General features: G+C 66.1%; 16 protein-coding genes and 1 pseudogene. 5 read left to right on the plus strand and 12 right to left on the minus strand.

What is annotated here, in order from left to right; genetic code table 11:
• Nucleotides 1–29 precede the first annotated feature (29 nt).
• The 5 genes and pseudogenes from EZH22_RS08970 to EZH22_RS08990 all read left to right on the plus strand — a co-directional run bounded on the left by EZH22_RS08970 (nucleotide 30) and on the right by EZH22_RS08990 (nucleotide 5989).
• A complete protein-coding gene (locus EZH22_RS08970) occupies nucleotides 30–1595 on the plus strand; it encodes a carotenoid oxygenase family protein (RefSeq protein WP_203195305.1) in 1566 nt (521 codons plus the stop codon).
• A 314-nt stretch (nucleotides 1596–1909) separates the two neighbouring features.
• Entirely contained in the window at nucleotides 1910–3085 is a 1176-nt protein-coding gene (locus EZH22_RS08975; RefSeq protein WP_203195306.1) for an OmpP1/FadL family transporter, read from the plus strand.
• Nucleotides 3086–3155: 70 nt separating this feature from the next.
• Nucleotides 3156–3305, plus strand: a pseudogene (locus tag EZH22_RS32825) (transposase); the annotation flags it as partial.
• Nucleotides 3306–4084: 779 nt separating this feature from the next.
• Complete coding sequence (locus EZH22_RS08985; RefSeq protein WP_231711394.1) at nucleotides 4085–4630, plus strand: TetR/AcrR family transcriptional regulator; 546 nt, start codon at nucleotides 4085–4087, stop codon at nucleotides 4628–4630.
• A gap of 42 nt (nucleotides 4631–4672) precedes the next feature.
• Complete coding sequence (locus EZH22_RS08990; protein WP_231711395.1) at nucleotides 4673–5989, plus strand: glycosyltransferase; 1317 nt, start codon at nucleotides 4673–4675, stop codon at nucleotides 5987–5989.
• Nucleotides 5990–6262: 273 nt separating this feature from the next.
• On the opposite strand, the gene EZH22_RS08995 is transcribed toward EZH22_RS08990, so the two are convergent.
• From EZH22_RS08995 to EZH22_RS09050, 12 genes are all read right to left on the minus strand, one after another.
• Nucleotides 6263–7084, minus strand: coding sequence for a hypothetical protein (locus EZH22_RS08995; RefSeq protein ID WP_231711396.1), 822 nt, complete (start codon nucleotides 7082–7084; stop codon nucleotides 6263–6265).
• A 163-nt stretch (nucleotides 7085–7247) separates the two neighbouring features.
• Nucleotides 7248–8363, minus strand: coding sequence for a linear amide C-N hydrolase (locus tag EZH22_RS09000; RefSeq protein ID WP_203195309.1), 1116 nt, complete (start codon nucleotides 8361–8363; stop codon nucleotides 7248–7250).
• A gap of 61 nt (nucleotides 8364–8424) precedes the next feature.
• Nucleotides 8425–9831 (minus strand): glutamate decarboxylase, encoded by a 1407-nt coding sequence (locus EZH22_RS09005; protein ID WP_333473714.1) that lies wholly within the window; start codon nucleotides 9829–9831, stop codon nucleotides 8425–8427.
• Nucleotides 9832–9843: 12 nt separating this feature from the next.
• Nucleotides 9844–10203, minus strand: a complete 360-nt coding sequence (locus EZH22_RS09010; RefSeq protein ID WP_203195310.1) for a hypothetical protein — start codon at nucleotides 10201–10203, stop codon at nucleotides 9844–9846.
• Nucleotides 10204–10579: 376 nt separating this feature from the next.
• Nucleotides 10580–11722, minus strand: a complete 1143-nt coding sequence (locus EZH22_RS09015) for an acyl-CoA dehydrogenase family protein (RefSeq protein WP_203195311.1) — start codon at nucleotides 11720–11722, stop codon at nucleotides 10580–10582.
• A 103-nt stretch (nucleotides 11723–11825) separates the two neighbouring features.
• On the minus strand, nucleotides 11826–13139 hold the full coding sequence (locus tag EZH22_RS09020; RefSeq protein WP_203195312.1) for a TRAP transporter large permease: 1314 nt from the start codon (nucleotides 13137–13139) through the stop codon (nucleotides 11826–11828).
• 34 nt (nucleotides 13140–13173) lie between these two features.
• Nucleotides 13174–13695, minus strand: coding sequence for a TRAP transporter small permease subunit (locus EZH22_RS09025; RefSeq protein ID WP_203195313.1), 522 nt, complete (start codon nucleotides 13693–13695; stop codon nucleotides 13174–13176).
• 56 nt (nucleotides 13696–13751) lie between these two features.
• Complete coding sequence (locus EZH22_RS09030; protein WP_203195314.1) at nucleotides 13752–14780, minus strand: TRAP transporter substrate-binding protein; 1029 nt, start codon at nucleotides 14778–14780, stop codon at nucleotides 13752–13754.
• Nucleotides 14781–14830: 50 nt separating this feature from the next.
• Nucleotides 14831–16417 (minus strand): acyl CoA:acetate/3-ketoacid CoA transferase, encoded by a 1587-nt coding sequence (locus EZH22_RS09035; protein WP_203195315.1) that lies wholly within the window; start codon nucleotides 16415–16417, stop codon nucleotides 14831–14833.
• On the minus strand, nucleotides 16414–17151 hold the full coding sequence (locus tag EZH22_RS09040) for an enoyl-CoA hydratase/isomerase family protein (protein WP_203195316.1): 738 nt from the start codon (nucleotides 17149–17151) through the stop codon (nucleotides 16414–16416). The genes EZH22_RS09035 and EZH22_RS09040 overlap by 4 nt, the downstream gene beginning before the upstream one ends.
• 24 nt (nucleotides 17152–17175) lie before the next feature.
• Nucleotides 17176–18522, minus strand: a complete 1347-nt coding sequence (locus tag EZH22_RS09045; protein WP_231711397.1) for an FAD-dependent oxidoreductase — start codon at nucleotides 18520–18522, stop codon at nucleotides 17176–17178.
• Between the two features lie 119 nt (nucleotides 18523–18641).
• The gene (locus EZH22_RS09050; protein ID WP_203195317.1) at nucleotides 18642–19235 is read right to left on the minus strand and encodes a GntR family transcriptional regulator; all 594 of its coding nucleotides are present in this window, start codon (nucleotides 19233–19235) and stop codon (nucleotides 18642–18644) included.
• Nucleotides 19236–19353 lie beyond the last annotated feature (118 nt).

A 19353-nucleotide genomic window follows, 5' to 3' on the forward strand; every position in this document is an offset into this window, starting at 1 on the left:
GCACGCGTCGGTCGACTTGCATCGCAAGCGTGTCGGAAAGCCAGTTCTATATTTTAGAGTTGGACGGCGATTCACCAATCAAATTGATGCAGTTTGATTGGGTCGCGCTCAGGCGTGCGCCGATGTGGCGGTTAAATCTTAAAAGGGGAGGAGAAACGATGGAAAATCTGAATCACACGCATCTTCAGCTCATGGGCAACTACGCGCCAATCTCAATGGAAGCCGACGCGCCTGATCTGCTGGTGACGGAAGGCAAGATTCCCGCGGGCTTAAATGGTGTTCTTTATAGGAACGGCGCCAATCCGATGTTCCCGCCGCTTAGTTCAGATCATCACTGGTTCCTATCGGAAGGGATGATCCACGCGGTATATGTCAAGGACGGCCAGGTCAGCTATCGCAACCGCTGGGTTCGCACGCAGCAGTATCTTGCTCAGCGCGAGGCCGGTCATCGTCTCGTCACCACGGGACTCAAGTCGCCGTCGCTTCCCGAGGGCGAAAATATTCCCAAGCATTTCGCGGCAACTCACGTTCTATTCCACGGCGGCAAGCTCCTGGCGCTGGATGAGTGGTGCGGCCCCGCGGCGCTGGATGGGGATACACTGGAAACTGTTGTCGAGACCTGGGATTTCGAAGGCAAGCACAAAGGCGCCCTCAGCGCCCATCCGCATATCGATCCGGATACGGGGGAGATGCACGGCTTCGGATACCAGGCGGGCGGCTTTGGTACGGCGGAAATGTCTTACTCGGTGGTGGACAAGAACGGAAATCTCATTCGCCATGACCACTTTCCGGTTCCGTTTTGTTCCATCGCCCATGATTTTGCTATCACGAAGGAACATGTGATCTTTCCGCTTTTCGCTGCGGATATCAACCTCCAGCGGGTTGCCAACGGTGGTCCGCTCGGCGCCTACGATCCTGCATTGGGAACCCATTTTGGCATCATGCGCCGAGACGGCGACGTTTCGGAGATGAGGTGGTTCCGGGGGAAGGCGACGTATGCCTTTCACACCATCAATGCGTATACCGAGCATAAAGACGGGCGGACCAAGGTGGTGCTCGACATGATGCAGTATCCGCATCTGCCGCTCTTTCCCGACTTGTCGAAGAATAGCGAACCGGAATGGATCCGAGATGGCAACGGCGTGCCGGTGCGCTGGACTTTCGACATGGATTCGAATGAAGACGGGTATACGGAGGAAGTTCTTTCCTCGGTTGCGGGTGAGTTTCCCGTCGTCGACGAGAGGTACGTGGGGAAGCGGTATTCCAAATGCTTCTACGCCGCCTTCTTGGGCGAATGGGTTGACGGCTCCTATTACGATGCAATCGTTCAGCTGGATGTCGTGACGCGCGAGCATAAGGAGTATCGCCCGGGAAAAGGGCATTATGTTCTCGAGCCCGCTTTTGTCCCGCGTGACAAGAATGCTCCGGAAGGCGATGGCTGGGTGGTTACAATCGTCTACGACCCTGAGCGCAATCTGAGCGATTTCATCGTTCTGGACACCACTGATATCAGCAAGGGGCCGATCGCCAGGGTTGAACTGCCGACCCGGATTCCCTTTGGCTTCCATGGCAGCTGGCGTTCGTTGGAAGCCTAGCGCGCGCGCCGATCAGCCTGCATCGCAGGCTGATCGGAAACCCCGTGTTCCATCTTGGAATGAGGCGGCGATTCACCGATCAGGTTGGTTCGATTTGATCGGATGTCGTCCCAGGGGCCGTTCGGACTTTACGAATGGTGTGATGTTGTCCTGCGTTGACGGGGGGCAACATCACCGTTGTCGTGCCAATAATTGTAGCGCATTCAATTTTACTATTTTTCATTTGAAAATGGGAAATTATCTGGATCTATTACACAAGCAAGTACGAAACGAATGATTCCAAATAGAAAAGACAAAACGAGGGGGGGCTCAACATGCCGGTTCGAAATATTGTGAGCGTCGCGCCGATAGCGCTGGCTTCTGGATTTGCGATTGTGAGCTCGGCTGCCTGGGCGACCGATGCATCGCAATTGACTGGCTACGGCGTGGCCGCCATGTCAATGGGTGGAGCATCAATTGCATTCCCTCAAGACTCGATCGCCGCGGCCAATAATCCGGCGGGGCTCGCCTACGTCGGGAACCGCATTGACCTCGATGTCCAGTTCCTGGGCGCCTCCTCCCAGACGACGCTCATCACGCCCGCCAATCGGATAGACGGCTCAATCATTGCGCCGGTTCCAGAGATGGGCTTCAACTACCAGCTGACGCCGCAGATCACGCTCGGCATGTCGACTTTTGCGAGCGGGGCCGCGTTTAATTATTCAACGTCAGCGCTGCCTATTCCCGGAATGCACAATGCTCAGGCCAGCTTCAAGCAAGTTGTCGCGCTACCGACTGTCACCTATAAGGTCACAGACGATTTCGCGGTGGGAGCGTCGGTCGGTCCCGCGATTCAACTGTTTGAGGCATCCGGCCTGTTCGCGCCGGGTCCCAACGGCGCGCCGATTCTCTTCGATTCCTACAATACGAGAGCGGCATTCGGCGTAACTGGAAAGGTAGGAGCGCTCTGGAACGTCACAAATTGGTTTTCCGTGGGTGCGTCCTATTCGCCAAAGACAATCATGGGAAATATTCCCGGATATAGTAAAACACTTCTGTCGACGGTTGGCGGGGGAATTGATATCCCCGAACAGTACGGGGTCGGAATTGCCATTAGGCCATTTGATAACGTGACGATTGCGGTTGATTATCTGCACATATCGTGGTCTGACGTCAGGGCGTATAATGACCTGTTCGGGTGGCAGGACCAGGACGTGTTCCGTGCTGGAATTTCCTACGATTTCAATGATGTGTGGACGTTCCGAGGCGGATTTAGCCTTGCCAATCAAGCTCCGGATTCGGATTTTGCCACGCAGAATTTCATTCTGACCGGGATCAATTCCAACGCGATTACTGCCGGCTTCACCTGCCGGCTCGGTGGTGGCTATGAGTTCAACCTCGGGCTGGAATATGATATTCCAAACCCACTGGTAGGAACCGGGCCCAGCCTGGGAACTGAAATCCGGACTGATTTTTGGGTTTTGGCGATGGGATTTGGCATGAAATTCTAGGCCGTGGTCCCCTAAATTTGCGGCCGGGCCCGGGGCGTGATTCAGGCTCCCGAACCGGGGGCCTGAAGAGATGCGCCGCAATGATCTGGCCGACGGGGAATGGGCGATCATCGCCCCGCTGCTGCCGAACAAGCCACGGGGCGTTGCTCGGGTGATCGAGCCGGGTGACCAAGGGCATTCTCTGGCGGGTCCGCACCGGGCGCCGTGGCGGGATGTGCCTATGACACCGACGCCATCCGTGCCGAGACGACGGGGTGCGGCGCCTTTGCCAATGTGCCGCCCCGCACAATGCGCAAGCGCAACCTCGCCTTCAGCCCCTGGCTCCGCCACCAGAGGCACCACATCGAGCGCTTCCTCAGCTGCATCAAGCAGATGCGGGCCCCGCCATCCGCCACGGCCGCCGCCCGGAAAGTTTCCTCGCAGCCCTCAAGCTCGCCGCAGCGCGCATCTGGCTCGATCGTAGCGCAGATTGGGGATCGCTCGGCAGAATGGGGACCATTCACCTTCGGTCGCGCGTGATGGACCATCGGTCGGCACTCAGGTTTTCGGTGTCCCCTTCGCTCTGCCATGAGCGATGGGATGGCTGTCTATCAATCACGTATCCACTGTCATGTGAGCCATGGAGAGGAAATCTATCGCGCATGGCGCGGAACTGGTCGCAGCCCGCCGCGCCATCCGCTACCGGCGCCAAGCCGACCTTTATCGCGCCTTCCTCGTCCTCGCCGCTGCAATCCTATGCGCCAGAGCCACCAGCAGGTTGTGTGAGGCGCTCTTAAGCGGACTTCCCGAGATCGGGCGGGAGGCGGCTGCTCAGGCCGTTCCCGGGCCCGGGTGTGGCATGTGATCGCCCGGCGGCAAGACGAGTGGGGTCGGCGCCGTCCCGCGAGACCGGGCGGCGCGGGCCATTGACAGGCTCATATTTCGTGTTACTCAATGTAACGCGAAATGGAGTTGATCATGGCGGCGAGGCCCTATCGGCAGGTGGCGCGGGAGAGCGCGGTGCGCGGCACCGAGCAGCAGATCGTCGAGGCCTTCGCGACGCTGATGGAGACGCGCTGGTTCGACGAGGTCACCCTGGACGAGATCGCCGCCGCGGCCGGCACCACGCGCCAGACGGTGATCCGCCGCTTCGGCAGCAAGGCCGGGCTATTGAGCGCGCTCGCCGCGCAGCAGGACAGCACGATCCGGACGCATCGCTGGCAGGACGCGCCAGCCGATGTGGCCGGCATCATCGGCGTCCTCATGGCCGACTACGAGCGCAGCGGCGATCTGGTGGTGCGCACGTTGAACCAGGAGGATCGCATTCCCGAGTTCGGCGCGGTTCTGGACCAGGGGCGCCGCGGCCACCGGGAATGGATCATGGACATGTTCCGCCCGTGGCTCGACCGGCGTGAAGGCGCGCGGCGGGACGATCTTTTCGCCGAGCTCCTGGCGGTGACGGATGTCTGGGTCTGGCATCTCATGCGCCGTCGGCAAGGCCACGATGCCGAGCGGACGCAGCGCCTGATGACGCAGATCGTGGAGCGGCTGCTCCGCGAGGATTGAAGGGCGCCGGCGCCCGAACGCCGGCATATAAGGAGGATGGACATGGAACCCACACTGGCCCCCACGGGCCGGCTGCGCATCGTCGTGGCCGGATGGGAGGGCGGCGGCAACGTGCCGCCGATACTTGCCGCCATCGAGGCGCTCCGCGCCCGCGGCCACGACGTGACCCTCGTCGCCGACGATTCCATCGCCGGCGACGCACGGGCGGCGGGCGCGCATTTCGTGGGTTGGAAGCGGGCGCCGAACCGGCCCGATCGCTCGGCGGCAAGTGCTCCGGTGCGTGACGGCGAGTGGCCCGATCCGTTCGCCGTCATGGCGGCCTGGTCCGAGCGGATCTTCCTCGGCCCCTGCGAGGCCTATGCGCGCGATCTCATCGACGTGATGACGGTGCGCCCGGCCGACGTGCTGGTCGCCAGCGACCTGCTGTTCGGCAGCGTGCTGGCGGGGGAGGTGGCGCAGATTCCCACCGCGGTCCTCGCGCCCAACGTCTCGCTGTCCCCGCTGCCGGGACACCCCCCGTTCGGTCCCGGATTCCTTCCGGCCGCCAACGCCGCCGATCACGAACGCGACCGTGCGGTCGCCGGGGCGGTGGAGGCCTTGTGGAACGGCTTCCTGCCGCACCTCAACGCCGCGCGCACCTCGCTGGGGCTGACGCCGCTCGCCCGCGTGCTCGACCAGATGCACGCCGCCGACCTCCAGTTGCTGGCGACCAGCGCGGCCTTCGATTTTCCCGTCGCCGGGCTTCCCGAGGACGTGCGCTACATCGGGCCGCTGCTGCGCGAGCCGAGCTGGGCGGCCGGGAGCGGCGTGGGCTTCGAGGCGGCGGCGGGGCCGCGCGTGCTGGTCTCGTTCAGCACCACGGAACAGGGGCAGGGCGCCGTGCTGGCCCGCCTCGTGGACGCGCTGGGCGCCCTGCCGGTGGAGGCGGTCGTGACGCTCGGCGACATGCTCGAAGCCTCGGACCTCCCGGCCCGGCCCAATGTGCGGGTCGTGGCGTCGGCCTCGCACGAGGCGATCCTGCCGCGGGCGACCCTGGCCATCACCCATGGCGGGCACGGCACCACCCTGCGCGCGCTCCGCCACGGCGTGCCGCTGCTGGTCCTGCCCATGGGCCGCGACCAGAACGAGAATGCCGCGCGCGTCGAATATCACGGCGCGGGCCTGCGGCTCGACCCGGCGAGCGACGCCGGCACTATCGCCGCAGCCATCTGCCGGCTGATCGACCAGCCCGCCTTCGCGCAGAATGCGCGCAGGATCGCCGATGCCCTGCATGCCGAGGTGCCGGCGCGCGAGCGCTTCGTTGCGGAGATCGAAGGTCTCGCGGCCCGGCGTCGGGCACGTCCGACCTGCGCGGCCTGACGCGCCGCCTCCTCCGTTTCCCATCTCTTGTGGTCGTGACCTCCGCATTCCCCCGCTGCGGAGGAACGGGGAGCCGTGCCCCGGCGAGGACGTGATCCGCGCCGGGGCATGGTCGCGCGGTTTAGTCGGGGCCTGTCATGGTCTGGCCGGCGAACGAAGAGTTCCGGCCCTTGCGCGGCGCGTGCGCCCTCCGCCCGTGGCGTCTCGGCGATGCCCGCCTCGGTTCCGCTGGCTTGCGCACGAACGCAGGCGCGGCCGCGCCAAAGCTCGGGATCAAGCCCCCGGGAACCTGCTCTCGCGCATCGTAAGGATGGCACCGACGAAGAAGCAGAGCGCACCGATAAGAAGGTGGACCACCGAAACCGTCGCCATCCAGCCCGGCTGCGGACCGCGCGGGACATAGGCGAGAACCGCCGCGATCATGAAGGCGATGCATCCGATCAGGTTCACGAAGACGATCTGCCAGGCGAGGTCTTTCGGTCGCCAGCTCCAGTAGCGGTGCCCGGTTTCGATGAAGGCGAGATAGCCGGAGATGAGGAAGAGCGCCGATCCCGCCATGTCGGGCACCCAGACCGCCACATCCTGAACGTACCAGGCATTGGACGCGACGATGGCGTCGAAGGTGTTGAAGTTGAACGCGACCGTGCCGACGAATTGCGTGAACGTGCTGAGCCACCCCGCGCTTGCGGGGTGCCAGCCGATCAGCGTCAGATGCCGCCGGCCGGGCGTTGCCGGATCGAGGGTGAACGCGGAAGCGTTCGCGGCCTGGAAATGCTGCAGATATCCAGCCGTCGTGAACGGAACCGAGCCGAGGAAGAACACCACATTGGTCGAGAGAGCCGACGGCTGCCACGGCCCTTGCGGCATCAGGCTCATCACGCTGCCGATCGCGAAAAGCAGGGATCCGAGCGCGAAGATCGCCCCCACGCTCCAATTGTACGCCGGGCTTTGCCAGATGGGAGGAATGGTCGCATCGCGCGCCCGGGCTGCAAGATCCAGCCCCTTCCGGTGCCGGCGGGCGAGCCAGACGATGTGATGCCCGGCGCGCGTATAGCTGCGGCTCGTGATGAAAGGCCAAGGGCCCTCGATCCGCATATGGATCCCGCTCGGATGGAGGAAGTGACCTTTCATTCGCAGATCTCGCAAGAGGGACGGGACCGCGGCGGCGCGCGAGACGGCGGATCGCGGCCCGCCTGTCGCGCGTTCGTTCCGCCGTTGAGGTGGCATGCCGTGCGCCGCCGGCGCACAGCAGGGTTGCTCAATGTGCGGTCTTGCCGGCCAGAAGGCCGGTGGCGTCGACCGGACCACCGGAGAGCTTCTGGAGCGGGATCATGGCCGCGGCCCCCGTTCCCGCGAGTGCCTTCAGGTCGAAGCAGGTGAAATTCAGGCTGCGATAGTCGCGCACGAAGAACTGCTTGCGGTCGAGATCGGACAGGCTCGTCCAGCAGGTGAATTCGGTCGCATACGGCTCCGCGCCGCCCTGCGCCAGGCCCTGCACCTCCAGGTGGCCGCCGCCCTGGTCCGGATAGTCGATGGTGGCGCCGCGCGGCCTGTCGAACGTGTTCAGAATATGGGCCAGCGTCTGGACCGCGAGATCGGGTGAGGCAGCCTTCTCGGTGAATTGCGCGTAGAAGGCCGCGCGCACGAACCGGCCGACCGAGGTGTTCGAGGCGGGCAGCCCCGCCGTGGCGATGCCGGAATCGGGCTGGACGGCCTTGTAGGTGCCGAACGTCGCGCTCGACTTGTCCACGTTGGAGAGGAATGTGTAGTTGCCAAGGTTGGTCAGATGCCAGTCGAACTTCGGCCCGTTGGTCATCACGCCGACCGGGTTGTCGTAGACGGTCATGGTGCCATGATCGAACTCGATCACGGCCGCCGCTCCCGTGGCGTCGTGCACCACGTAGTGGAAGGGGGATTCTACGCCGCCCAGCAGCGCAAGCGGCTGAAGCATCACCGGTTGCTCGGCAAGGGCGGCCTTCACGTCCGCGACCGAGGCGAACTGGCCCAGCGCCCAGACCCCGAGATCGGAAGCCGAAAGCACCGCCTGCGTGACGTCGACGGAGGTCTGCCTGCCGCCTGCCGCCGGATAGGACAGCAGGCTGAAGGTCAGGCCCTGGTCGTTGAGGCCCTCCAGAATCTTGAAATCGGAGATCGTCAACGGCATCTGCGGCGTCGGCACGCGGTAGGGCATGGTGACCGCGAGAATCGCATGGCGCGCGACAAGCTTCAGCGGCGGGTGACCGGGGATCTGCGAGGTGGCTTCGTGCCCGGCGGGCAGGTAGACGACCTGATAGGGCAGGTCGGTGGTGAGTTCGAGCGTCCGGCCGAAATAGGCATTTCCGGCGGCGTCCTTGTATCCGAGTGACGTGCACATGCAGCCGTCTTCTCCAGTTGAAAGGGGGGCGTTCGAGCGCGGCGAAGCCTCCCCGATCGGGTCAGTTGTGGTTGAAGCCGCTGGCCTCGTCCTGCGTCATGGGGCGTGCGACGGGGTGTTTCTCGAAGAAGTCGATGGCGCGTTTCATGTCTGCCACCAGCAGGCTCGCCAGGTCGAGGCTCACCCCGTGCCGCACCAGGATGCGCTGGATCACGAGGTCCTCCCGGTGCGCCGGCATCGAATAGGCGGGAACCTGCCAGCCCCGGCTGCGCAGGCGGTCGGCGAGATCATAGAGCGTGTAGCCGCCGATGCCCGCCCCGTCCTTCAGCGTCCAGCACAGCGCCGGTATCCCCGCCTCGCTCTCGCCCCCGAACAGGATCTCGAACGGCCCCAGCGCGGCGATCTCCTGCGCGAGATACTGCGCCGTCGCGTAGCAGGCCCCGTGAATCTTCGCGTAGCCCTCCCGGCCGAGGCGCAGGAAGTTGTAGTATTGCGCGATCACCTGTCCGCCGGGCCGCGAGAAGTTCAGCGCGAAGGTCGGCATGTTGCCGCCCAGATAGTTCACGTTGAACACCAGTTCCTCCGGCAGGTCGCGCGCCTCGCGCCAGACCACCCAGCCCACGCCCAGCGGGGCAAGCCCGAACTTGTGGCCGGACGCGTTGATCGACTTCACGCGCGGGAGGCGGAAATCCCACAAGATGTCGGGGGCGCAGAACGGGGCGAGGAAGCCGCCGCTCGCGCCGTCCACGTGGATCGGGATGTCGAGGCCGGTCTCCGCCTGGAGCTTGTCCAGCGCGTCGCTCACAGCCTTTACCGGCTCGTACTGGCAGGTAAAGGTGACACCCATGGTGGGCACGACGCCGATGGTGTTCTCGTCGACCCGCTTCAGCACCTCCTCGACGTTCATGATGAGCCGGTCGCCCTCGAGCGGGATCTCCCGGAGCTCCACGTCGAAATAGCGCGCGAACTTGTGCCAGCAGATCTGCACCGGCCCGCAGATGAGGTTGGGCCTGTCGGCGGGCTTGCCCTCGGCCTGCCGCTTCTTCCGCCAGCGCCACTTCAGGGCGAGGCCGCCGAGCATCGCGGCTTCCGAGGAGCCGACGGTGGAGCAGCCGATGGTTCCGCGCGGATCGGGCGAGTTCCACAGGTCCGCGAGCATGGCGACGCAGCGCGCCTCGATGTCGGCCGTCTGCGGATACTCGTCCTTGTCGATCATGTTCTTGTCGATCGACAGGTTCATGAGGTCGTGGACCTCGTCGTCGACCCAGGTCTGGCAGAAGGTGGCGAGGTTCTGGCGCGAGTTGCCGTCGAGCATCAGCTCGTCGCGCACCGAGGCGAAGACGTGCCGCGGATCACGCTCCGCCCTGGGAAAGGAGAACTTCGGCAGCGCCCGCGCGAGATCGCCGGCCGAATAGACGTCGTCCAGAAGCTCGCTGCGCAGCCCTGCGCTCGGGGGGGTGGATGCCAAGATGTCTCCTCCTCAGTGTGCGATGGAACCCTGCCGTTGCACGGCCGCGGTGAATGCGTCCCCCGACGTCATGGCACCGACCACGAACGCCAGGTCCGCCGCCCCGATAAGGGCGTCGGCCTGCGCCTGACGCGCGTCCAGCAGGCCGCTGTCGGCGACGGTAACCGTGCCCACGCCGTTCCTGTAGGCCGCGAGGGCCGCATCGTAGGTGGTGGAAGCGGCCGAGGCGAGCGCGCTCGCCGCCTTGTGGGATTCAAGCGCGGCGCGCAGCGCGTTGCCCGCCACGCAGATCAGCCAAGACGGAATATAAGCGCCGAAGAGCGCGACAGAGGGGCTGATCTGTCCTGTGCAACCCGCGAGGCTGAAAGTCACGGAACCAAGCAATCCAGGGGCGCGAGGGCTGGCTAAGGATAGCCGTCTCAGGCGTCGCGGTGACATTCCGTCTGATTCAACCCCAACCCAATCCTGTCCGTACGGACAGGTACCAGCTACCGTTGAGCTTTCCAACCCCGCTGCCAAGCCGGGCCTGGCCTCGAGGACGGGTCGGCGAGCCGGCGCGGACCCGCACGGACGAGACCCTGTGGACGCGACCCTCAGGCCCTGGCCTCTGGCCGCCCTTGCCTTGCGACGGTGCAGGCGGGGCGTGAGCCAGATCTATTCCCTCGCGCACCACGGTTCGAGGTGGCGCCGCAAACAAATCAATCCGGCGTCGTGTTGCGGCGGCGCCAAGAACAGGCAGAAATGGCGATTATTCCGCCAGTTCCCGGGCGATGATGAGGCGCTGGATCTCGCTGGTGCCCTCGACGATCTGGAGCACCTTGGCCTCGCCCAGGAGGCCAGAGACGTCGAACTCCTCGAAGACGCCGTAACCGCCGTGCACCTGGACCGCGAGATCCGCGATCTCCCCTGCCATCTCGCTGGCGAACAGCTTCGCCATCGAAGTCTCGGTGCGGAAGGGCCGGCCCGCATCGGCGATGGCCGAGGCGTTGCGGACCATCAGTTCCGCGGCATGGATCTTGGTGAGCGCGTCGGCCAGGGGGAAGGCGAGGCCCTGGTTCGAGAGGATGGGCGCGCCACCCACCTTGCGCTGCGCGGCATAGGTGCGGGCGAGGTCCACCGCCTTGCGCGACAGGCCGAGGGCGGCGGCCGCCACCAGGATGCGGCCGATGGAGAGCGTGGTGAGGATCTGCTTGAGCCCGTCGCCCCGATTGCCCACCATGTTGGCCCTGGGGACACGGCATTCGTCGAAATAGAGCTCGACGGAATCAGCGATGCGCCAGCCCACCTTGCGTCCTGCCTTGCCCACCCGGAAGCCCGGCGTACCCACGGGCACCACGAAGGTGGAGAGCCCTTTGGCGCCCTTGTCGGGATCCGTCGTCGCGATGACCGTGGACAGGCCGTGCAGCGGCGTGCCCGCATTGGTGGAGAAGATCTTCGATCCGGTGATGACGAAATCATCGCCGTCCTCCACCGCGCGGGTGCGGGTGGCGGCGACGTCCGATCCGCCGTGGGGCTCGGAAACGCCGAAGGAGGCGAGGGTCTCGCCCCGGCACAGCGGCCCGAGCCATCTGGCTTTCAGCTCCGGCGAGCCGTAGCGGGCGATCACCGTCATGGGTGCGCTGTTGCACAGATAGATGGCGGCAAAGCCCGGCTCCACCCGTGCCAGCGTCTCCGCGACGATGGCGGCGCCCTTCGTGCCCAGGCCGCCGCCATCATGGTCCGGGTCGTAGGCGGTGCCCATGAAGCCCAGGGCCAGGAAGGCCTTGACCAGCTCGGTGGGAAACTCGTGGCGGTCGACGAACGGCTTGATGCGCGGTGCCAGCTCCTGCCGGGCGAACGCCTCAAGGCTCGATTTCAACAGGGTCTCGTCGTCGGTCAGATCGAGCAGCATGGCATCCTCTCAAGGAAAATCAGCGTTGCATGTCGCAAGGGGAGGCGGCGCACCGCCCGGCGGGCCGCCTCTGCGCGGACGGGCGCGCTTTCCCATGGCGTCCTCACTGGGTATGAGCGGGGAGCCACATGGCGATCTGGGGGAAGGCGATTACCGTCGCGAGCGCCACGAGCTGAAGGATGATGAAGGGCCACACTCCGGCGAAGATGTCGCTCAGCGACACCTCCGGCGGCGCCACCCCCTTCAGGTAGAAGGCGGCGGGGCCGAAGGGCGGCGACAGGTATGAGATCTGCATGTTCATGCAGAACAGGATGCCGAACCACACCGGATCGTAGCCGAGGCTTTTGATGATCGGCACGAAGATCGGCATGGTGAGCAGCGCGATGCCGATCCAGTCGATGAAGCAGCCGAGCACGATGAGGATGCCCATCATGAGCAGCAGCGTGCCGAGCGGACCGAAGCCGAGGTCGAGGATCTCGGCCCGCAGGAAGTCCGTGCCGCCGGCGAGCGTATAGATCCCCACCAAGGCCGAGGCGCCGAAAAAGATCCATGTGACCATGGCCACTGTTCGTCCGGTCTGGATCACCGAATGGCGCAGGTTCTCGAAGGTGAACTGGCCGTTGAGCACCAGGATGACCAGGGCGCCCAGCGTGCCGAGCGCGCCCACCTCCGTGGGGGTGGCGATGCCGGTGTAGAAGCAGGTCATCACGAAGCCGATAAGCACCGCGGGGGCGATGAGCTGGCGCATCTCGGCCATGCGCTGCGAAAGCGGCACGGCGTATTCGCTCGGGTCCGGCGGCGGGGCGAGGTCCGGCCGGCTCCAGCAGATGAAGACGGCGAACCCGGCGTAGAGGATTGCCAGCAGCAAGCCGGGGCCGATGGCCGCCATGAAGAGGTTGCCGATGGAGACCTGCGCCACCAGGCCGTAGACGATGAGCACCACGGAAGGCGGGATCATGGTTCCAAGCGAGCCGCCGGCGCAGATCACCCCGCTGACGAGGCGCTTGTCGTAGCCGCGCCGGAGCATGGCGGGCAGGCAGACGAGGCCGAGGGTGACGATCTCCGCCCCGATCACGCCCACCATGGCGGCCATGATGGTGGAGGCGGCGATGGTCGCGACCGCGAGGCCTCCGGGAATGCGCCCCACCAGCAGGTGGAGCGATCGGAACATGCCCTCCACGAGGCCGCTGCGCTCCAGGATGCAGCCCATGAGGACGAAGAGCGGCACCGAGATGAGCGCGTAATTGTTCATCAGCGTGTAGATGCGGCTGACGATGAGGAAGAAGCTGTCGGCGCCGAAGAGGATGAAGCCGAACACACCGGCTGTGAACGCGGTGACGAAGGCGAGGGGCAGCCCGATGACCATCAGGCCGACCATGAGGACCACGATCAGCAGCGTACCGTATTCGATAGACATGGTGTCTCCTGTGCCAGTCGGAGGCGGACGCGGCTCAATCGAGCGGTCGGGAGGAGGCGTCGGCAGTCTCGGCGGGTGGCCCGGCCTGTCCGCGCAGGCGGCGGACGAGAAGGACGACGGCCTGCCCGAGCATGAGGGCGGCCCCGATGGGAATGGCGAGCTTCATGATCACCGGCGTGGGCGCGTTCCAGGCCGTGCCCGTGGTCTCGAAATCCTGCACTGACGGGACCGCCTGGATGATGCCGAACCAGATCAGCGCGACGAGCACCGCGATGATGATGAGATCGGAGGCGACATCCGAATACGCCCGCGCCCGCGCCGGCAGGAGGTTGTAGATGACGTCGATCCGCACATGATCGCCCCGCTGAAGCGCGCCGGCGCCGGAGAGCATGTAATGGACGCCGGCGAGCGCGATCGCGAGGTCGGCGCCCCAGACGGTGGGCGCATGGAAGATGTAGCGGGCCGCCACGTCGTAGGTCGTGATCAGAAAAATGGCGAAGTAGATCCAGGCGATGGTGTCGCTGAAGGCGGCGATCGCGCGGTCGAACAGCTTCATGGCGCTTTTCCTTCCCAGAGCCGGGCGCAGGATGTCCCACGCCCGGAGCGGCCTGCTCAGCCCATCAGGCCGCGGCTCTTGAGATAGGCCATCTGGCCTTCGATCGCTTTTCGGCAGAGATCGTTCTTCTTTGCGTAGTCTGCCCAGACCTGCGCCGCGACATCGCGGAACTTCCGGCGCGAATCCGGGCTCCAGGAAATCAGCTCCACCTTGTTTTCCGCCAGCGCCACCGCGGTCGAGGCATCCTGCCGGCCGACGGACTGGATCATGTCGCGGCAGAAGTCGCGTACGGCGGTGGCGAGGATGGCCTTGAGGTCCGGGCTGAGCGCGTCCCAGCGCTCCTGGTTCACCGAGACATCGCCCACCGGCATGGAATGGAAGCCGGGGAAGAGCGCGTACTTGGCCTTTTCGTGCAGGCCGATCTCTGCATTCATGCCGAGGGTGCCCCAGTCGGCGGCCTCGATCACGCCGCGGTCGAGGCCGCTGAACACCTCGGTTCCGGGCAGGTTCACGGCCACCACGCCGAACTTGGCGAAGATGTCCGCCGACATGCCCTGGGGGAGCCGCATCTTCAGGCCCTTGAGGTCATCTGGGCTGCGCACCGGCCGGTTCACCGGGATGGATTCCATGCCCCACCAGGCGACGCCGATGGGATAGATCTTCAACGGCTTGTAGGTCTCGCGCAGCAGGTCGAGCCCGCCGTAATTCTCGAAATAGTCCTGGGCCTGGTAAGGCGTGTCGTAGGCGCCGTTGAGGTCGCCGAGGACGCCGAAGGCCGGATTGCGCCCGGTCCAGTAGACGGTGGCCGGATGGTGCCCGTCCAGCAGGCCCCGGCTGACGGCGTCGAGCGTCTCCAGCGTGCCGACGACGGCGCCGGCGGCGAGCGGCGTGATCTGCACGCGGCCTTCCGTCATCGCCTTCACGTTCTCGCAGAACCGCTCGAAGGCCTGCTGGTTGACGGTGCCGGCCTGCCAGAGGGTCTGGATGCGCCAGCGATGGGTTTTCTGGGCGATGGCGGGAGCCGAAAGCCCGCCGGCCACCGCAAGTCCGGCGCCGGCGGCGAGCATGTTGCGTCGTGTTACCACGTCTTGGTTCCTCCCAATTTGCCCCGTTGGTCGGGGACTCACGGAATTGTTCAGGCGAACAGCGAAGGATCCATGCGCGGCAGGGGATCGAGGATCCGCACCGGCGCGAACGCCATCAGGTCCAGGATGTCCCGGCGGACGTCGACGCCCTCGGCCACTTCCGCGAGGACGAGGCCGTCCGCCTCCACGCGGAATACCGCGCGCTCGGTGACGATGAGCGCCTCCTGCCCGCGCTCGCGCACGCCCTCGCGCACCCGGTAGGTGATGCTGTCGGCGTTGCGCACGAACTTGGACACCTTGCCTTCCTGGGCGATGCCCAGCCGGCCGCCCTCGAACCCGCAGGCGAGGCCGGCGGTGGTGAAGGTGCCGGTGAAGACGAGGCGCCTTGCGTTGGTGGCGATGTCGATGAAGCCGCCGGCGCCGGGATTGGCCACGCCGAACTTGCTCACGTTCACATTGCCCTCCTCATCGAACTGGGCGAAGGCGAGGGCCGCGAACGGGCACAGGCCACCATCGATGAAGTCGAACTGGGACGCCCCGTCGAGCAGCGCCTCCGGATTCCAGTTGGCGGAGAACTGCCAGCCGCTCATCACGAAGCCGCCGAACGGGCCGTGCTCGGTGGTGAAGAGGTAGTCGTAGAGCTTGTCGCCCGCCAGCAGACCGTCCTCGGCCATCACCTGCGGCGCGTCGGCGGAAGCGCCGAAGCCGAAGATGGAGACTTCGCCCGGCCGCACCTCCCGGGCCGCCCGGCGGGCGATCACCTTGTCCGCCGAGAGGGGCAGCGGCGGCAGGTTCATCTCGTGGCTCGCCGCGCCCAGATAGCCCGGGTCATAGGCCACGCCCGTGCTCATCACCATGTCGGGGTCGAGCACCACCGCGTCCACCAGCACCCCCGGCACCCGCACGGAGGCCACTGGCCGCGAATGGCGGGGCACGATGCGGCGCACCTGGGCGATCACCTTGCCGCCGCAGGCCTTGACCGCGAGGGCGATCTGCAGGCTGCTCGACGTGAGCGGCTCGTCCTCCCAGGACAGGTTGCCGAACTCGTCCGAGGAGGCGGCGCGGATGATGCCCACGTTGAGCGGCCAGGAGGGGTAGAAGAGATACTCCTCGCCCCGGAACTGCGTCACCTCCACCAGGTCGTCGGCGCAGCGTTCGGTGAACTTCCCGCCGCCGAGGCGCGGGTCGATATAGGTGCGAAGGCCGATCTTGGTGAGGTAGCCGGGCGAGTGGCGGGCCACTTCGCGCAGCCAGTGCATGGTGGCGCCGATGGGCCAGGAATAGGCCTCCACCTTGTTGCCGCGGATGAGCCCCATGAGCGCCGGCCGCTCGCCCGTCCTCGGGTTGAGCGGATTGATGTAGGAGCCGGAGACGATGCGCTTCATGAGGCCTTCGCGGGCCACGTGATCCATGCCCCGGATGTCCACCGCGTCGCCGGTGCCGACCGGGAAATAGAAGGTGAGGCCGCGCGGTGTCCCGGAGGCCGAGAAGCGATCGCCCACCGCCTTGAGCACCCGGTCCGGCGTGATCCAGCCGATCACGCCGACGCAGGCCACCGCATCCCCGTCGCGGATGAGGCTCGCCGCCTCGTCCGCAGAAACCACCTTGCTCTTCCGGAGGGAAACGGGGGCGTTCATGCGCGCATTCCGAAGCGTTGAAAGGTGGCGGTGGCTGCGGCGCCGCGGCAATCTTCGGCGAACAGGCGGTTCGCCTCCATGTCGTCGGCCTCGCCCGCGCCCATGATCTGCCGCGCGAAGAAGCGCTTGGTGGAGGCCACCGCCTCCGCCGGGAGCTTCGCGAGCGCCTCGGCCTCGGCCATGGCCGCGTCGAGGGCGTGCTCCGCCAGGGTGTCCGCCACGCCGAGGCGCACCGCCTCCAGCCCGTCGATGGGCCGAGCGCCCCAGGTGAGGCGGCGGGCCGCGACCGGGCCGCAGCGGGCGGAAAGCACCGTGAGGCCCCATGGCGGAATCCAGCCGTTCGTCACTTCCGGCAGGTGCCAGCGCGTCGCCGCCTCGCTGATCACCACATCGCAGGAGGCCGCCAGGATGAAGCCGCCGCCCAGGGCGAAGCCGGACACCGCGGCCACCACGGGCTTCGACATGAAGGAGAGCGCGCGGGCGAAGGCCGCCGTCTCCGCCTCGTGCTCGGCCATGCCGTCCCGGTCGAGGGTGGCGAGCTCCTTGAGGTCCGAGCCCGCGCAGAAGCCCGGCGGCGTGCCCGACAGAACGACGGCCGCCACGTCCGGATCGCTGTCGAGGGCCATGAAGCGGACCCGCATGGCGGCGACGGTAGCGTGGTCGAGGGCGTTGCGCCGGCGGGGCCTGTCGATCTCGATGACGCAGACCGACCCGCGGCGATCCTCCTTGATCATGGAATGCTCCCTTTCAGAAATCCGTCAGTCGAGCCGCGCGCCATCGCGGTTCAGCACCTGGCGCAGGTCGCGCCCGTCGATGTCGCGGGGGGCCACGCTTTCCCTCACGGCGAGGGCGGCGGCATGGCCGATGGCGTGGCCGTAGGAGAAGCACTGGGCGGTGACGCGGGCGGAGGCGAGGGCCTCGTGCTCGGCCGAAAGGCAGCGGCCGGTGACGAGGAGACCTTCTCCGCTCTCGGGCACGAAACAGCCGTAGGGCACCTCGTAGACATCCTCCAGGAGCCATTCGAGCCTGGGCTTTGCGCCCGAATGCAGCTCGATGGGCCAGGGCGAGCGGGCGATGCCGTCGGCGAACTTGCGTCCCTCCAGGACGTCCGCATTGGCGAGGCGGCGCGTGCCGACGATCTGCCGGGTCTGGCGCACGCCCACCTGGACGCCGGTGTCGTTGACGAAGGCCTGCGCGCAGCCGGCCACGTGGTTCTGCAGGAAGCGCTCATACTGGCGCACCTGCTTGCGGCCCTCGATTTCCGCCTCGGTGAGGTCCGCGACGACGAGCGGATTGAGTTCGCGCCCGTCGCGCCCGACGACCCGCGTGACATTGCACAGGATCTCGTTGGGCCGCGGCGTGGGGAAGAGAAAGATCTTCGAGCGGGGGAGCACGTATTCCCCCTGCGCGTGGAGCTTGGCGATGAGGTCGCCGACATGGGGGCCGAGGATGGAATCCTCCCCTTCCACCTGCCTCAGGTGGTCCACGTCGGCGCCCATCATGCGGAAGATCATGGTGGGGTTCTGCACCCGGCCCCCGTCGCCGACGGTGCAGGCGAGGCCCGCCATGGCGGCAACGTCCGCGTCCCCCGAGGCGTCGATGACGATCCGTCCGCGCGCCGCGAGCGGCCCCTGCTTGGTGTAGCCGCAGACGCCCTCGACACGGCCATCCGCGGTCAGCACCTGCGTGACCACCGTGTGGTAGAGCACGCTGACGCCCGCATCGGCGAGAAGGTCGTCCGCCGTCTCGCGCCAGGCGAGGGGATCGTGCACGCGGGTGAAGGTCTTGCCGTAGCGCACCGGCCCGGTGATCCCGCCGCGCGCCTCCATGCGGGCGATGAAATCATCCAGGAAGCCGAAGACCGTCTGCACCGGCGGACGGGACGGGTCGTCGGAAGCCTCGTACATGCCGCACACGGTCCCGGAGAGGCCGGCGACCGCCGCCCCGCCGCAGAAGCCGTAGCGTTCGAGCAGCGTGACCTTGAGCCCCTGGCGCGCGGCGGTGACCGCTGCGGCAAGGCCGGCGGCCCCGCCCCCGACCACCAGCACGTCGCACGCAAGATCCAGGGGAGGCCGGTCATCCCGTCCCTGCCATCCTTGTTCCACGGCGCCTCACTCCGATATTTTTGTAATATATCGCAAAAATATCCAAAAGGAGGGCGGCGTCAAGGGGGCCGGGGAGGCGCCTTGGAAAATGCCGATAGATTACTGATTTATCTTATGTATCAGCGCTCGCGCTCGACGATCCGGCGGGTGAGCTGCTCGGCGTAGTCGATCATGCGCTTGACCGCTTTCGCGGTCGCGGCCTCGTCGCCGCTCGCCACCGCGCGCAAAAGCGCGGCGTGAACCGCCGTGACCTCGGGCAGGTCCTCGAGGTCGGGGTGGTAACGGAAATAGAAGCGGCGGGTGAGGAGGTGGAGCGGCTCGAGCGCGGCGGCGGCGAAGGGGTTGCCGGCAATTTCGGCAAGCCGCTCCTTGTAGATGAACTGCTTGCTCAGGAATCCCTTGATCTGATGCGTCTGCCCGATTTCCTCGAGCTCGTCCGCAAGCTGCCGCAGCTCGCGCTTGTCGGAGGCGAGCACGCGCCGCGCCGCCCGGACCGCCACCAGCCGCTCCAGCTCGCGGCGGGTCTCGATCACCAGCAGCTGGGTCTGCAGGTCGATGGGCGAGATAACGATGCCGTGCCCGCGCACGATCTTCACCACATGCCCCACGGCGAGCCGCTGGAGCGCCTCGCGGACCGGCGTCCGGCCAATGGCCACCGCCTCCGCAATGGCGGCCTCCGACCAGGTGCTGCCGGGGGCGAAGGCCAGGGTCACGATGCGTTCCTCGATCGCTCGAAAGGCCTCCGACGACAGAGATTCCGCAGACTTGGTATCAAGAGCCTTGACTGGCTGTGTCACTGGACGTCCTTGGCAGGGCACCGTCTCTACATCC

This window comes from Xanthobacter dioxanivorans (assembly GCF_016807805.1).
Classification (GTDB): Bacteria; Pseudomonadota; Alphaproteobacteria; order Rhizobiales; family Xanthobacteraceae; genus Xanthobacter; species Xanthobacter dioxanivorans.

Coding starts and splice junctions, on each gene's coding strand:
- EZH22_RS08975 (WP_203195306.1), top strand. CDS start 1,910: ATGCCGGTTCGAAATATTGTGAGCGTCGCGCCGATAGCGCTGGCTTCT.
- EZH22_RS08990 (WP_231711395.1), top strand. CDS start 4,673: ATGGAACCCACACTGGCCCCCACGGGCCGGCTGCGCATCGTCGTGGCC.
- EZH22_RS08995 (WP_231711396.1), bottom strand. CDS start 7,084: ATGCGGATCGAGGGCCCTTGGCCTTTCATCACGAGCCGCAGCTATACG.
- EZH22_RS09000 (WP_203195309.1), bottom strand. CDS start 8,363: ATGTGCACGTCACTCGGATACAAGGACGCCGCCGGAAATGCCTATTTC.
- EZH22_RS09015 (WP_203195311.1), bottom strand. CDS start 11,722: ATGCTGCTCGATCTGACCGACGACGAGACCCTGTTGAAATCGAGCCTT.
- EZH22_RS09020 (WP_203195312.1), bottom strand. CDS start 13,139: ATGTCTATCGAATACGGTACGCTGCTGATCGTGGTCCTCATGGTCGGC.
- EZH22_RS09025 (WP_203195313.1), bottom strand. CDS start 13,695: ATGAAGCTGTTCGACCGCGCGATCGCCGCCTTCAGCGACACCATCGCC.
- EZH22_RS09035 (WP_203195315.1), bottom strand. CDS start 16,417: ATGAACGCCCCCGTTTCCCTCCGGAAGAGCAAGGTGGTTTCTGCGGAC.
- EZH22_RS09040 (WP_203195316.1), bottom strand. CDS start 17,151: ATGATCAAGGAGGATCGCCGCGGGTCGGTCTGCGTCATCGAGATCGAC.